At 45.1% G+C, this 15,429-nt stretch carries 14 protein-coding genes; 1 reads left to right on the top strand and 13 read right to left on the bottom strand.

Features of this window, described 5'->3' with window-relative positions:
* Nucleotides 1–125: 125 nt before the first annotated feature.
* From NFS43_RS19745 to NFS43_RS19705, 9 genes are all read right to left on the bottom strand, one after another.
* Nucleotides 126–557, bottom strand: coding sequence for a YueI family protein (locus NFS43_RS19745; protein WP_251554514.1), 432 nt, complete (start codon nucleotides 555–557; stop codon nucleotides 126–128).
* A 252-nt stretch (nucleotides 558–809) separates the two neighbouring features.
* Nucleotides 810–2,093: an isocitrate lyase gene (aceA, locus tag NFS43_RS19740; protein ID WP_251554513.1), complete on the bottom strand. Its 1,284-nt coding sequence runs from the start codon at nucleotides 2,091–2,093 to the stop codon at nucleotides 810–812.
* Between the two features lie 40 nt (nucleotides 2,094–2,133).
* The gene (aceB, locus tag NFS43_RS19735; RefSeq protein ID WP_251554512.1) at nucleotides 2,134–3,726 is read right to left on the bottom strand and encodes a malate synthase A; all 1,593 of its coding nucleotides are present in this window, start codon (nucleotides 3,724–3,726) and stop codon (nucleotides 2,134–2,136) included.
* Between the two features lie 313 nt (nucleotides 3,727–4,039).
* Nucleotides 4,040–4,657: a precorrin-2 dehydrogenase/sirohydrochlorin ferrochelatase family protein gene (locus NFS43_RS19730; protein ID WP_251554511.1), complete on the bottom strand. Its 618-nt coding sequence runs from the start codon at nucleotides 4,655–4,657 to the stop codon at nucleotides 4,040–4,042.
* On the bottom strand, nucleotides 4,654–6,105 hold the full coding sequence (gene cobA / locus NFS43_RS19725; protein ID WP_251554510.1) for a uroporphyrinogen-III C-methyltransferase: 1,452 nt from the start codon (nucleotides 6,103–6,105) through the stop codon (nucleotides 4,654–4,656). The genes NFS43_RS19730 and cobA overlap by 4 nt, the downstream gene beginning before the upstream one ends.
* Nucleotides 6,106–6,183: 78 nt before the next feature.
* Entirely contained in the window at nucleotides 6,184–6,504 is a 321-nt protein-coding gene (nirD, locus tag NFS43_RS19720; protein WP_251554509.1) for a nitrite reductase small subunit NirD, read from the bottom strand.
* A 5-nt stretch (nucleotides 6,505–6,509) separates the two neighbouring features.
* Nucleotides 6,510–8,924, bottom strand: coding sequence for a nitrite reductase large subunit NirB (gene nirB / locus NFS43_RS19715; protein ID WP_251554508.1), 2,415 nt, complete (start codon nucleotides 8,922–8,924; stop codon nucleotides 6,510–6,512).
* Nucleotides 8,925–9,143: 219 nt separating this feature from the next.
* Complete coding sequence (locus tag NFS43_RS19710; RefSeq protein ID WP_251554507.1) at nucleotides 9,144–10,130, bottom strand: hypothetical protein; 987 nt, start codon at nucleotides 10,128–10,130, stop codon at nucleotides 9,144–9,146.
* 19 nt (nucleotides 10,131–10,149) lie between these two features.
* Nucleotides 10,150–10,380 carry a hypothetical protein gene (locus tag NFS43_RS19705; RefSeq protein ID WP_251554506.1) on the bottom strand — a complete coding sequence of 77 codons (231 nt, stop codon included), beginning with the start codon at nucleotides 10,378–10,380 and terminating at the stop codon, nucleotides 10,150–10,152.
* Nucleotides 10,381–10,601: 221 nt separating this feature from the next.
* Between NFS43_RS19705 and NFS43_RS19700 the strand changes: the two genes are divergently transcribed.
* Nucleotides 10,602–11,411: a hypothetical protein gene (locus NFS43_RS19700; protein ID WP_251554505.1), complete on the top strand. Its 810-nt coding sequence runs from the start codon at nucleotides 10,602–10,604 to the stop codon at nucleotides 11,409–11,411.
* A gap of 46 nt (nucleotides 11,412–11,457) precedes the next feature.
* Here the strand turns inward: NFS43_RS19700 and NFS43_RS19695 are convergent, their stop codons facing one another.
* The 4 genes from NFS43_RS19695 to NFS43_RS19680 all read right to left on the bottom strand — a co-directional run bounded on the left by NFS43_RS19695 (nucleotide 11,458) and on the right by NFS43_RS19680 (nucleotide 15,420).
* Complete coding sequence (locus NFS43_RS19695) at nucleotides 11,458–11,898, bottom strand: branched-chain amino acid ABC transporter substrate-binding protein (RefSeq protein ID WP_251554504.1); 441 nt, start codon at nucleotides 11,896–11,898, stop codon at nucleotides 11,458–11,460.
* Nucleotides 11,899–11,925: 27 nt separating this feature from the next.
* On the bottom strand, nucleotides 11,926–12,123 hold the full coding sequence (locus NFS43_RS19690; protein WP_251554502.1) for a helix-turn-helix transcriptional regulator: 198 nt from the start codon (nucleotides 12,121–12,123) through the stop codon (nucleotides 11,926–11,928).
* A gap of 131 nt (nucleotides 12,124–12,254) precedes the next feature.
* A complete protein-coding gene (gene pruA, locus NFS43_RS19685) occupies nucleotides 12,255–13,802 on the bottom strand; it encodes an L-glutamate gamma-semialdehyde dehydrogenase (protein ID WP_251554501.1) in 1,548 nt (515 codons plus the stop codon).
* 454 nt (nucleotides 13,803–14,256) lie between these two features.
* Nucleotides 14,257–15,420 carry a CamS family sex pheromone protein gene (locus NFS43_RS19680; RefSeq protein WP_251554500.1) on the bottom strand — a complete coding sequence of 388 codons (1,164 nt, stop codon included), beginning with the start codon at nucleotides 15,418–15,420 and terminating at the stop codon, nucleotides 14,257–14,259.
* Between the last annotated feature and the right edge of the window lie 9 nt (nucleotides 15,421–15,429).

Raw genomic sequence — 15,429 nt, 5'->3', positions numbered from 1 at the left:
CGTCATGAACCTGCCATGGCGACATTTCCGGGCGGATTCCTCTTAGTTTTGTCGTCATGAACCCTTTATGGCGACAAATCCAGGACGGCTCCTCCTTTTTTTGTCGCCATGACACTAGAATCTAATTATCTAAATAACTTTCCAAAAAACCCCTTGCTTTTTTTTACTTCCTTCGGCAGCACATATTGCTTTTTTTCTATAAAAATCTCTTCTTTCTCAATGGCGTAGTTTACCGCCAATACCAAACCGATATCGGTCTCGTGCTCTTTATCAGTCACAATCGTGTGCTCCATGTTATGTTTGGCAGCCAGTTTCACGTATTTGGACAACTCCTGGTAGCCTATCGCACCATTTAGAAACAGATGGGCATCTGAATGCTCCTTCATCGACTGCTCCACTTGGGGATAAACTTCCTTTTCAGAGACTTGGCTTTTATTCAAGGCGATCACGATCCTCTCCCGTAAAGTCCCCAAGAATTTTCGCCGCTCCTCTGGCTTCGTTTCCATCGGCCCGTAAATCCCCTGCTGCAAAACCTGTTCAACGGTTTGCTTTTTCAACCCTATCAACTCCAAATCAAAAAGCTATTATTATGTATGTTCTATACGTTAAAATGGTTCCCAGAAAGAAGATTCGCAAATAAAAAACTTAGGCAAGTAATCTAGCTCTTATGAATACGAGCATCTCTATAGATCAAATCCCAATTTTGCTATTTTGAATAAAAATCACTCAGTTATTCTTAGTTTTACCAAAAGAAATACCAAAAAGCAAAAACCCCTCTCTCCCAACCAGGAGAAAGGGGAAGCCTCCATTTATTTCGTGCTTGTGAACTGTGCCTCTTCTGTAGAGCCTTTTAGGGCGGTTGTCGAAGACGTTCCACCAGTAATCACCATAGACACTTGGTCGAAATAGCCCGTACCAACCTCGCGTTGATGGCGGGTAGCCGTATAGCCATACTTCTCGCTGGCGAATTCTGCTTCCTGCAGCTCGGAATAGGCTGCCATACCGCGATCCTTATAGCCGCGGGCAAGCTCGAACATGCTGTGGTTCAACGCATGGAATCCGGCAAGCGTGACGAATTGGAACTTATAGCCCATCTTTCCAAGCTCTTGCTGGAAGTTGGCGATCGTTTTTGAATCTAATTTTTTCTTCCAATTAAAGGATGGTGAGCAGTTATAAGCAAGCAATTTACCAGGGAACTTCTCATGAATGGCTTCTGCAAACTTCCTAGCCTCTTCTATGTTTGGCTCAGAGGTTTCACACCAGATAAGGTCGGCATATGGAGCATAAGCCAGCCCGCGGGCAATTGCTTGATCAATTCCAGATTTAGTGCGGAAAAATCCTTCTGACGTCCGATCGCCAGTAATAAATGGTGCATCATACTCGTCAATATCGCTCGTGATTAAGTCAGCAGCATTGGCATCCGTCCGGGCAACCAGTACCGTTGGAACTCCCATGACGTCAGCTGCAAGCCTGGCAGCAATCAGGTTGCGGACAGCCGTTTGTGTTGGCAGAAGCACTTTACCGCCTAGGTGGCCGCATTTTTTTTCAGAAGATAATTGGTCTTCAAAGTGAACACCGGAGGCTCCTGCTTCAATCATGCCCTTCATCAATTCGAAGCAGTTTAACTGGCCGCCGAAACCAGCCTCCGCATCGGCCACAATCGGAGCAAACCAATCGATGGAATCATCGCCCTCCATGTGATGGATTTGGTCGGCACGCTGCAGCGCTTGGTTAATCCGCTTGACTACGCTTGGCACACTGTTTGCAGGGTACAAGCTTTGGTCCGGATACATATGGCCGGAAAGGTTGGCATCCGCCGCTACCTGCCAGCCGCTTAAATAGATGGCTTTCAAACCGGCTTTCACCTGCTGTACTGCTTGGTTTCCAGTTAACGCGCCTAGCGCATTGATGTAATCTTCTTCATGAAGCAGTTTCCACAGTTTTTCAGCACCTGTGCGTGCTAATGTATAGTCAATATCAATAGATCCGCGAAGCTTAATGACATCCTCCGCTGTGTAAGGGCGGCTAACCCCCTTCCATCGCTCATCCATTTCCCAGTTTTCCTGCAATTTTGCTGCTCTTTCATTTGTCATGTCCTTCTCCTCCTATTAATCTATTAAAATTTTTAATCATTTATAGTAATTCGTAACCTGGCAGGGTTAAGAATTCCGCAAACTCATCGTTTAAAATTAACCGGTCAAACAGTTCCACGGCATCGTCAAACCGGCCTCTGGCATAGGCTTCCTCACCGAGCTCCTGCTTGATTTTTTCCAATTCTTCCACCTTGAATAGCTGATACATTTCAGCGGTAACCTTGCGGCCGTCAGTTAAAACGCCCTTTGGATGGCGGATCCACTGCCATAGTTGGGCACGGGAGATTTCCGCAGTGGCGGCATCCTCCATCAGATTATAAATGGGGGCTGCCCCTCTGCCGGATAACCACGAAGCAACATATTGAATTCCCACATTAATGTTCGTTCGGACACCTTGCTCCGTAATTGTTCCACCAGGGACTTCCAGTAAGTCCTCGGCAGTCACTGTAATTTTTTGCTGTTTCGCCGTGTGAATTTGGTTCGGCGTCGGCATTTCACGGTCGAACACCTGCATGGCGACTGGTACTAAGCCAGGGTGTGCGACCCATGTGCCATCGTGGCCATCGCGTGCCTCGCGCTCTTTGTCGGCGCGCACTTTGGCAAAGGCCTCTTCGTTGGCCGCCGGGTCATTTTTGATCGGAATTTGGGCTGCCATACCGCCCATGGCTGGCGCTTTCCGGCGATGGCAGGTTTGAATCGTCAGCAAGGAGTAAGATCGCATGAACGGAACCGTCATCGTCACTTGGGAACGGTCCGGTAAAATCACGTCTGGCTGATTGCGCAGTTTTTTCAGGTAACTAAAGATATAATCCCAGCGGCCGCAGTTTAGGCCGGCAGAGTGGTCTTTTAATTCATAAAGGATTTCATCCATTTCAAAGGCAGCCATGATAGTTTCGATTAGAACGGTTGCTTTAATCGTCCCTTGTGCGACACCTAGTTTATCTTGTGCAAAGACAAACACATCGTTCCACAGCCTTGCCTCCAAATGGCTTTCCATCTTTGGCAGGTAATAGTAGGGACCAGAGCCTCTGGAAAGCAGCTCTTTCGCATTATGATAAAAATAAAGCCCAAAATCGAGCAGGCTTCCTGATATCGGTCTGCCATCTACTAAAATATGTTTTTCTTCCAGATGCCAGCCACGCGGCCTTACCATTAGAACAGCTGTTTTTTCGTTCAGCTGATATTGTTTGCCGTTTGGATTTTCGAAGCTGATTGTCCTTCTCACGGCATCACGAAGGTTGATTTGGCCTTCAATCACGTTTTGCCAGGTTGGCGATGTCGCATCCTCGAAATCCGCCATAAATAGTTTGGCACCGGAGTTCAAAGCATTAATAACCATTTTCCGGTCAGTCGGCCCGGTGATTTCTACACGGCGGTCCAACAGGTCCTCCGGCAGTGGAGCAATTGTCCAATCTCCCCTGCGGATATGTTTGGTTTCCGGCAGAAAATTCGGCAGCTTGCCCTTATCAATTTCTTTCTGGCGCGTTTGCCTGTTTTGTAACAGTTCCACTCTTCTGACACCAAATGTCCGTTCCAGATCTTCGATGAATTGCAGTGCTTCAGGAGTTAGAATCTCGTCATACTGGGCTTTTAACGCCCCTACTACATCAATTCCACTTGTTTGCGTCGACACTTACCCGTTCACCCCTTTGTTATAATACAGAAACATTACTCGTTTTGTATTATATAACAGAATTTATAAAAATGGAACTATATTTTATCTAAATTTTTAAAAAATAGGTAAATTTCTCCTTTCAGGTAAATAAATGAACTGACAAAAAAAGGATGAATGCCCAATCTCGTTGGGAAAAATGATAAGCGGGCCTTTATCCTGTCAATGAATGACCTTTCTCGGTGGAAAAAATGAAAAGTGGGCTTTCATCCCGCTAATGAATGACCAGCCACGAAACGAAAAAACAGGCACCAGACGGATGCTGGTACCTGCATTAAATTAATTCATTATATAACTGTTGAAAGGCTGCTTCGCGATCGGGACAGTCCAGAAATTTTGGATCGGTGATCGCTGCAAGCAATTTGTTTTTTAATAATTCATCTTCTACATGACTTAGAATCCATTGCCGTTTTATAAAAAGAAATTCGAGGTAGTCCCCATAGGAGGGGGCAAACTGCTGCTCCAGCTGTTCACGAATCCTTCTGGCAAGAGAGGGGCTCGCACCTCCGGTAGAAATCGCAATGTTCAAACGGCCGCGCTCAATACGGGCCGGAACATGGAAATCCGAGCCCTCCGGATCATCGGCCACATTGACCCATTGATGCTCTCCGGCTGCAGCCTTAATAAGCTGATTTACCTTTCGATCGTTTGCAGCGGCAAAAATAAGCACGGCCCCTTCCACATCGGCAGGCTCAAACGCCCGCTGATGCCAAACAATTTTTCCTTCCCCCGCAAGCACTTGAATAAAAGCACCCGCCTCCGGACTAATCAAGGTAATCTGGGCATCAGTCTCTAGCATGCCCTTAACTTTTCGCTCTGCCACTTTGCCGCCGCCGACCACTACGACCCTTTTCCCTTCGAGCCGCAGCATAATTGGATAGTATGAATTCATGACTGATCCCTGCTTAAAAGTTGAACTAACGCATCCTTAGTCGGCTGCTCCGGCATTCCGTAAGACGGGAGTTCTGCGGCTGCAACCGCCTCTAACGTTTGTTTTCCCATACTGACGACTTGGACATCTTGCAGCAGCTCATCAGCATCCACTTCACAGTTCTTCAGTCCCTCTAGGAACGGCTCAACAGAGGCGCTGCTGGGGAATACCACCGTATCCACTTGCGCTTCGCCAAGCATCCTTTTAAAAATCGGCCAATACTTCTCGTCCAACTGTTTTTGATGGGTGACCCACAAATCTGCGGATTCCTCTTTATAGGCCTTCAAGCTGTTATCATCGCCAACTATCAATAATTCCCCTTCGGACGGCATATCTGCTGCAATCTGCGGAAAGAATCCCCTTGCCTCTAAGGCTTTCAGTGTTTTTCTGGAGATTCCATACACTTCTCCGGCCACACGGCGAATATCCACTTTATTGTTCCGAAGCGCAAGGAAGAATTCCTCCACACTCTCTGGCGTGGCAAACAGAACTTTTTTATAATTCGGCAGCTTCTCCATTAGTCTCGGATTAACTGAAACCCGGAAGCTTCTCCATTTAGGAAATTCAATCACGTCCGCTCCCTGGCTCATCAGCTCTACAGCTAATTCACTAGGATTTGTGCCCGTTCTGGCTAACAGGATTTGACGGCCATACAATGGTTTCTTCTCAAACCAGCTAATTTTTTCACGAAGGGAAATGACGTTCCCGACAAGGATGATGGAAGGGTTGCTGAATTTTGCCTGCAGCACTTTTTCTGAAATATCAGCTAGCGTTCCTTGCAAGGTTTTCTGCCGGCCAAACGTTCCCCATTGAATCAAAATGACCGGGGTATCGGATGGCTTTCCGTATTTGATCAGATTTTCGCAAATAAACGGCAAATTTTTGACTCCCATGTAAAAAGCAATCGTATCGACACCGCGTGCAAGCCCCTCCCAGTCAAGAACCGGCCTGCCGTCCTGTGACTTGTCATGTGCGGTAACGACCGCAAACGATTCTGCATGCTCCCGATGTGTAACAGGAATTCCCGCATAAAGCGGGGCAGCCATCCCCGAAGAGATTCCAGGGACCATTTCATAGTCAATACCAGCATCAGCAAGCGCTGCGGCTTCTTCCCCAACGCGGCCAAACACACCAGGGTCGCCTCCCTTTAACCGGACAACTATTTTTCCTTCTAAGGCTTTTTCAACCAGAAGTTCATTGATTCCCTCCTGACGCAGCGTATGGCGATCTGGCAATTTGCCGCAGTAGATGAACTGACAATCCGCAGGTGCGAACTCCAATAACTTTGGATTGGCCAGACGGTCGTATAAAATGACCTCGGCCTGCTTAATGGCTTCCAAGCCTTTTACTGTGATTAATCCGATATCCCCCGGACCAGCCCCGACTAAAAACACTTTCCCTGGTTTCATCTTTGCTGCCATCCTTCCCTGTTATCCGTCTTGTTACAATGGAAGCACCCTAGCGGCTAGAGTGCTTCTGCTTTTCCACTATAATACTATAAAAACAATGCCATCTTCTATATTCACTGCGTATGTTTGTACTTTGCCTATATCTGGAGCTTGTACAAGTCCATCTACTAATGAAATCTTCCAATCATAGACTGGGCAGTAAACGTATTCGCCGCTGACCAGTCCTTCCGAAAGAACCCCGCCCTTTGGATGCGGGCTGCGGTTTTCAAGAGCATATACCTGTCCCTTTGAGGTTTTGAATAAAGCAATCTCTTTGTCATCAATTTTGATAGGGTACCCTGCCCTTGCCTTTAGATTAGAATAGTTGGCTACTGGAATCCGGCTTATTGTCTGCACCATTGTGATCACTCTCCGACCTTAATTGTATGCTTGGCATAGTATTTATCTTGAATTTCTTCGCTCTCAATTGCTTCTTTCCAAGGCTCATGGTATTTTTTTAGCGTTTGATCCATCCGCTCGTTCAAGGCTTTAACGGTTTCTTTATTTGCCAGAACTTCTTGTACATGATCCATGCCGACACGCTCCAGCCATTTAGAGGTCCGCTCCAGGTAATTGGCTGTTTCGCGGTAGTATTGCAGGTAGGCACTGGTGATTTCCATGACTTCTTCCTGCGTTTTGACGGTCATTAATAAGTCTCCGGCACGAAGGTCCACCCCGCCGTTTCCAGCCACATAAATCTCCCAGCCGCCGTCGACTCCGACAAAGCCAATGTCTTTGATTCCGGCTTCGGAACAATTTCTTGGGCAGGCGGAGACGCCCATTTTCACCTTATGCGGAGTATCGAGCCGTTCAAATTTCTTCTCGAGTTCAATTCCAAGCGCCATGGAATCCTGAGTGCCATAGCGGCAGAATTGCGCACCGACACATGTTTTTACGGTTCTCAATGTTTTTCCGTAGGCATATCCGGATGGCATGCCGAGGTCTTCCCAGACGTTGGGCAGGTCCTCTTTTTTGATGCCGAACAAGGCAATCCGCTGTCCTCCGGTCAATTTGACTAAAGGAACCTCATATTTTTCAGCCACCTCGGCAATTTTTTTCAAATCAGCAGCTGAGGTTACGCCGCCATACATTCTTGGCACAACGGAGTATGTTCCATCCTTCTGGATGTTGGCATGCATTTTTTCATTGACCAAGCGGGAATCGCGGTCATCCTTGTACTCATCCATGTATATCATGCCAAGGTAATAGTTAATCGCCGGACGGCATTTTGGACAGCCTTCCTCATTGTTCCACTCGAGAACATTCATGACTTCTTTAACGCTTGTTAACCCTTTTTCCTTGATTTCTGCCACCAGCTCTTCCCGGCTTAAGGTTGTACAGCCGCAGATGCTCATCTTTTGCGCAGCCGCCGCATCAAATTGATCACCGAGTGTATGGGCGAGAATCTGGTTAACCAATGGTTTACAGCGGCCGCAGGAACGTCCGGCATTGGTGCAATGGCTGACTTGATCAAGGGTTGTTAATCCTTGGGTTTGAATCGCTTCGACAATGCTTCCTTTCGTAACGCCATTACAGCCGCAGACTAGCTCGTCATCTGGCATCGCGGCAATATCATCTGCCTCTTCCGCGCTATTGCCCATTTGAAAAATAGCTGTGCCGCTGATATCTTCTTTTTTCGACAGCATGCGGTACAATCTTGTGCTATCCTTTGTATCTCCATAGAGGACAATCCCAACAATTCGGTTGTCTCTTGTTAACACCTTTTTATAAACTCCCTCAAACTCATTATAAATCATGATGGATTTGGTGGACGCGCCATCTTCAAAAATTTCTCCAGCGGAATAAAGGTCAACTCCGGCAACCTTTAATTGCGTCCCCGTAACCGAACCTTTATAAGGCTCCCCTACGAGGCCGCAAATCCGGTTTGCCAGCACCTTGCCTTGTTCATATAACGGTGCAACGAGACCATAGACGATTTCCCGGTGCTCGGCGCATTCTCCGACTGCATAAACATGCGGGGCACTGGTTTCTAAGAAGTCATTGACCACAATCCCGCGGTTCACATAGATGCCGCTGTTTTTGGCCGCTTCCACATTTGCTTTAATCCCAATTGCCATGACAACAAGGTCCGCTTCCACTTCGGAGCCGTCCTTAAACCGAAGACCGGTCACGTGGTCATCACCCAGGATTTCTACAGTTTGTTTTTCCATTAAAAAGTTCATGCCCTGTGCTTCGAGCTCTGCTTTTAACATGGTGGAGGCAATCGGATCTAACTGCCTTTCCATTAAGTGCGGCATTAGGTGCACAACATCCACCTGCATGCCGAGGTTTAACAGCCCTCTCGCCGCTTCCAGTCCGAGCAGACCGCCGCCAATCACCACGGCTTTTTTATAATGCTCGGCTGATTTGATCATCATTTCACAATCTTTTATATCACGAAACCCGGTCACTCCTTGTTTGTCTGCACCAGGAATCGGCAGGATAAACGATTTTGACCCAGTGGCAATGATTAATTCATCGTAAGCCACTTCATGCCCTTGATCGCTGATGACTGTCTTTGCCTCGACATCAATTTTCACAATGGATTCACCTGTAAATAATTGAATATGATTTTCCTTGTACCAATCTAGCGGATTGATAATGATGTCTTCAAAGTTTGTATCGCCTTGCAGAATATTCGATAATTTAATCCGGTTATAGTTTGGGTAAGGCTCTTGTCCAAAAATCGTTATCTCAAATTTCTCCGGTGCCAGCTTCAGAATTTCCTCGATGGTTCGCACGCCAGCCATGCCGTTTCCTATCATCACTAATTTTTTCATGTTTGGATCGCTCCTATATATTAATCAATATAAATATTCAATGTTATCTCTATAGATATATTGTAATCTCAGTCGATCGATAAAATTGTGAGGTTCGTCACAATTCCTCATAATATGTGAATTATTTCACATAATTGTCAAAAATGATCCCTTGCGTCATATAAAAAGCATCGGCTTTACCGATGCTTTTGTCCTTGCCTATTATAAACAGATCGTTATTCAAATCATTTGCTCTTGTTGTTTTGGCTGCTGCAAAAATTTTAGCCGTGATACGACAATCGGAATAACCGCACCAATAATCGCAGCGGGAATGCACTCCCACAACACTAACGGCGGTGTGACGAGCAGTTCTGTCTGCTGAATAGCGTACAGCAGAAGGAAATAACTGAGGCCGCCAGCCAAACCTGCCGCCCAGCTTGTTTTTTTAAACAGAAAATAGCTTAACGGGATCAATAGCAGCGTGATGGGCACATAGGACGTCGGATAGTTGACGGCGAAAAACGCCCCTTTAAAAATAAACCGAATCAGAATATAAAGCCCTGCTGCCATCACCGGGATAGTGTATTCACGGAATATCTTAATCATCACCACGGTCAAAAGTCCTATCATCAGAACCGAGTAAATCGGATATACCCATTCGGGGATGCCGCCAAATATTTGCGACTTCGGATCCGATATTAATTCAAGGATTTCCTGCGAAGCAATGGATTTCCCGTGAATGTACTGGGAGTAAGAGATCGCCCCATTTTCCTGCTGCATGTTCGGGAACATGAAACATTCGAGCAAGAACATCGCAAACCACGTATGCATCGACTTCCAGACCGGCTTTATATCGCGGGTATATCGATAATATCCGCGCCAGGCACCAAAAATCATAATATCCGTGGCAATATAATAAATAAAATGAGTGGGACTCCAGGTGGTCAAATCAATCCCATAGGCGATATGATAAGTAAAATCCAGCGGGATTCCAATGAGGAACAAGGCATAACCGATGGTAATCACATTCCGCGAGAATTTATCCATATAGCAGGATTTCCGCCATTCCTTGAACAAAAGCCAGCCGCCCAAGGCAAACCCGATGAAATTCACGATATGCGGAATCGAGTATTCTTCAAAAAGATATTTAAAATGATACGAAGCATCCCATGCCGAACCAATAAATTTTAGTAGAAAGGCAATCACCCATAACCGGTAGTACTTCATCCATTCACTCCTCTCATTGTCAGCCAAGCAAATCAAACGGATCGCCAAAAATGGCAATCAGAATGTAATTGACGGCCAATGCGATACCGAAGGCAAAAGCCGCCGCCCGAATATTTTTTTGTTTGAACAACTTATACATAAAGACAATTCCAGACGTAACCACGAAAATATTGATGCAGATAAACATCCAAAGCAATCCTTCGCTATGCTCGACTCCTGTCACGTGCAATAAATATAACGGCAGCAACAACCAATACCCCCATGAAACAATTTTAAATAGATAAGACCATTGGCACAGTGCTTTTGCTACATGGTTTTTGAAATGGAAAGTTTCTTATCTACCCATTAAGTTTATATTATCATTATTTTCCCTTTCCCGGTCTAATGTTATGACAAAAAATCCTTGCATTGTATGAAAAAGGTAATGTACAGTATAGGAATGAATACCCCCATTTGAAAAGGAGAAATTTTATGAGACCTCTTTTTATGACGATCATCCTAGTTTCTTCTGTCCTGCTTACCTCATGCAATTCGTTAAAGGTGCCAAAATCAGTAATGGACCATGAAATGAGCGCCACACCAGTGGATGTGGTACCGACTGAGTCAGAATGGAAAGTGCCTGATCCTGTGAAGGCAAACGAGAATACTCCCTTTTCGATCATAATAAAGGATCGTTCCCATAAGCCGATCACATCTTTTGAGACTGTTCATGAGAAGAAGATGCACTTGTTTATTATCAGCAGGGATTTATCCTATTTCTCCCATATACACCCTGAATATAAGGAAGACGGGCGTTTTGATTTCCCAGCGGATTTCCCTGCTGGCGGGGATTATAAGCTGATAGCTGATTTTACGCCAAAAGGGGGCGGGGACAGCAGCGTAGAGACCCATTGGCTCCATGTTGAGGGTGCCACGGCTGATGAGGAAGCCATCGTCCCCGATGAAAAACTAACAAAAGTGGTGGATGGAAAGGAAGTTTCTCTTACTTTTGACAAGCTAGTGCCGGAAAAGACACTTCATATGACGTTTTCCATTCGGGATGCCAAAACAAAAAAGCCAATTAAAAATCTCCAGCCTTATTTAGGGGCTATGGGGCATACGGTCGCTATCAGTGCCGACACGGAAAAATACTTGCACATTCATCCGATGACGACGGAAGGAAACGGGCCGAAGGTTACCTTTATGACTATATTTCCTGAAAAGGGAATCTATAAGATTTGGGGCCAGTTCAAGCATGACGGGAAGGTGTTTACGGTCCCATTCGTGGTGGAAGTGCAATAGTGCCTTTAAAAAAGCCGCCACTGAAAGTATCGGCTTTTTTGGAATACTATTTTTCGTCCTCATCCAGTTCTTCATAACGTTTTTTTCTTAGGTAATAAGCAACGGAAAAAGAAGACAGGAAGCATATAAACAATACACCTCCAATTATTAGCGCATCACGAAGGGTTCCATCTGGTCCAAAATAGGTAATCAAGCTAAAAGCCAGACCGACCGCTAATGAAAAAATAATGGTTTTATAATATGGACCTGGCTTTTTTGAATCAGAGGTTTGGTATTCATCAACCGATATTCTCATATTCAAATAACCTAATAAAACGGAAGTGGCCATAAAAACAAGCCAAAGCGGATTATCCGTTATATGGGAAATCCCTTTCCGGATTCCTTCGTAGATGAGAATGCCCAAAATGCATATGGTTTGAAACGCAAAGGCAATCCTGATATTTTTTAAGTTTTGAATGACTAACCGTTCATCCTTTATGACTTTCACTATGATTCCTCCCCTTTTTCACTTTAGTTACTCTTCAATCTCCCAAAATAATTCGTCTAATGTTTTATGGAGTGTTTTTGCGATCGCGGTACATAGCTGCAGAGTCGGATTGTATTCGCCTTTTTCAATTAATCCAATGGTCTGCCTGGTCACACCGACACTCCTGGCTAATTGTTCTTGGGTCATCGATTGTTTCATTCGAACCATTTTTACATTGTTTTTCATATTTTCACCCACAGTTTAATATGCAAAATATATATTGCATATGCAATTTATATATTACATCATAAAGCACTAAATGTCAAAATACTTAAAAACCTCTCCCGAGCAATTCGGAAGAGGTCTCTTCTAATCTATTAAAACATTTCTGACGTAGTTTTTGCTTGCATATGCAGCAATAAATAATCAGGTCCGCCGGCTTTAGAATCGGTTCCGGACATATTAAATCCGCCGAAAGGCTGATAACCCACGATGGCGCCAGTACAGCCTCTATTGAAATACAGATTGCCGACATGGAAATCTTCCCGTGCCTGCTCCATATGTGCACGGTTCCTCGTGATAACCGCACCCGTTAATCCGTACTCTGTGTTGTTGGCAATTTCGATTGCCTCATCGAAATCCTTCGCTTTGGTGAAACCCACCACTGGTCCGAAGATTTCTTCCTGCATAAGACGGGCTTTTGGATCAAGGTCAGCAAAAACAGTCGGTTTGATAAAAAAGCCTTTGGAGTTATCTCCTTCGCCTCCTGTCATCAGCCTGCCTTCCTGTTTGCCGATTTCAATGTATTCCATAATCTTTTTAAAGGCTCCATTATCGTTAACTGGACCCATGAAGGCAGCATAATCAGTTGGATCTCCCACCGTTAATTGGTTAGTTAATTCAACTGCGCGGTTTAACACTTGCTCATAAACATCTTCCACGATGACGGCTCGGGAGCAGGCAGAGCATTTTTGCCCTGAAAATCCAAATGCCGAGGCAACGATCGATTGTGCAGCAAGCTCGAGATCCGCTTCACTATCGACAACAATTGTATCTTTACCACCCATTTCTGCAATCAGGCGTTTCATCCAGATTTGCCCTTTGCTGATTTTCGAGGATCGCTCAAAAATGCGCAGGCCGACTTCACGCGAACCGGTGAAGCTGATGAATCGGGTATCCTTATGGTCGACTAAATAGTCACCGACCTCTGCTCCACTGCCTGGAACAAAGTTTAACACACCTTTCGGAAGTCCGGCTTCTTCCATGACCTCGACAAATTTAGCGGCAATCACTGGCGTAGTGGAGGCTGGTTTCAGCAGTACAGTATTACCTGAAACGATGGCTGCGACTGTGGTTCCTGCCATAATGGCAAATGGGAAATTCCATGGTGAAATGATGACTCCGACACCAAGCGGAATGTAATGATATCGATTATATTCATTTGGACGGCTCTGCACTGGCACCCCATCTTTAAGCGCCAGCATTTGACGGCCATAGTACTCAAGGAAGTCGATGCCTTCTGCGGTATCGGCATCTGCTTCTTTCCACGGTTTTCCTGCTTCTTTTGTCATTAATGCTGAAAACTCGTGCTTGCGGCGCCGAATAATCGCGGCTGCTTTAAAAAGCACATCTGCACGGACTTCCGGCTTGGTTTTTTTCCAAGTCTTAAATGCTTTTACAGCGGCCTGCATCGCTTTTTCAGCGAGCTCTTGGCTAGCCTTCGAAACATATCCAATGATTTCTTCTTTATTGGCTGGGTTAACTGAAATAATTTTTTCCTCTGTAGAAATTTTTTCACCGTCAATGACAAGGTCATAATTCTTGCCAAGATAGCCTTCTACCGTTTTTAAAGCTTGAAGATAGGCCTGGCGATTTTCCTCGACTGAAAAATCAGTTAATGGTTCATGCTTGTACGGTTGTACCATTTACTTAACCCCTCCCTCATCTATAAAACGTTTACATTCAACCTTCATTCTACATGATTATATTCATGTCATCAATTGTTTAGGATAGGATAGGATAGGGCAGGGCACTCAATCCTTAAAGACATTACCTTTTGGATTTTCCGCTCAACGGTCTTTAAGACTGCTTATTAAAGACAGTTCCTCTTTGTTCTTCCCATCCATTTGTCCTTAAGACCCCTTCTTATAGACAGTTCCTCCTTCTTTTCCCCTCCCATTTGTCCTTAAGACCCCTTCTTATAGACAGTTCCTCCTTCTTTTCCCCTCCCATTTGTCCTTAAGAACCCTTCTTATAGACAGTTCCGCCATGGTTTCCCGGCAAATGGTCCTTAACGACTATTCTTAAAGACCATTACAGCCTGCTTTTGGTTAAATTTGTCCTCTATAAAAAAAAGACCCGGTATCACCCGGATCTAGATTATTGATAGATATAAACAAATGGTTCGTCTGCGTCGGCTTTGCGGACAATCAGCGCTTCAGGCCCGTCCACGGAGGTCACACTGATGGATACGGATATATACGCTGGAAAATGCTCCATTACCAACCCTGCAACATACTGGGTAAAGCCGACTCCTTCTGTTTTTCCATAGAATTGAATAGGAATCGTAATATTTAATTCCTGGAGCTGATCGCCTCCATAAAAGGCCCTGCCAATGACTCCATTAAAGTTCGGAAAATATTCCTCTACGTCCTGTTTAAAATTAAGGAACGCTGTTTCATCATCGCGGTGGTCTTTCTCAGCGTCACTGGATGGGAATAAATAATACTTTTCATTAACCTTCTCCCAATCATTCAACTTGGAGCTGCCTTTATCTACCGTTGCGTAAGCAATAAAATTCCCCGGCACAACGGAAGATTTGCTTTCTTGCGCAAATAGGGCAATTGTAATGGGAATATTCTCTAGATTTTCAATGCTTCTCATCCGCTTGATGACTTCTTCCGCCATTTTCTTGCCCTCGCGCTCCATCTCGGCTGCATCAATTTTTTCCTCTTTTTGAATCGTTCCCTCACCTTGCTGGACCTTGTAATAATAAGTCGAATTTAAAGCAAGGCCAATGGTGACGCCCCCTAGGGAAACATTGCCCTTATCATCCTTTGTTAAATAATCATGCTCCAAAATATGGGCCAGATAAATCGGCGAGCTCGGTTCTTCAGCGGTTCCCGTGTTAACAGGGTTTAGCCCGATGTTATCCTCCGGCTTGATATTATTGGCCTTTAACTGTTCTGGCGTATATTGCCGGTTCAGCCAGGCCTTAATGGTTTTAGCTTTAATTTCTTGTCCCTCACGGAAATAATATTTATCCGTATCAAAGCTATTTTGGGCGATTCTCATTAAACCCATTTCAAATTCGTTCAGGTCGTAGCGCGTATTAATGTTATTCACGACCAACCCGCGAGTTTCGCTTGGCTCAAATGGCAAAATCGTCCGATAATAGCTGTCCGATATATTGTACTTTGGAATAATTGCTTTCCCCTTGTCCTCCTCCTTCGTTTGGACGACCTCGTTTTGCTTGCCAAAATTGGGCGCACATGCGCTTAGCAAAAAGACAAGGGAGAGAGCAAGAACTGACAACTTTCTCACATCTTCCAC

Origin of the sequence: Neobacillus muris, from assembly GCF_943193175.1 — a bacterium.
GTDB classification, from domain to species: Bacteria; Bacillota; Bacilli; order Bacillales; family Cytobacillaceae; genus Neobacillus; species Neobacillus muris.
This window is presented reverse-complemented; position numbering and strand designations above follow the sequence as displayed.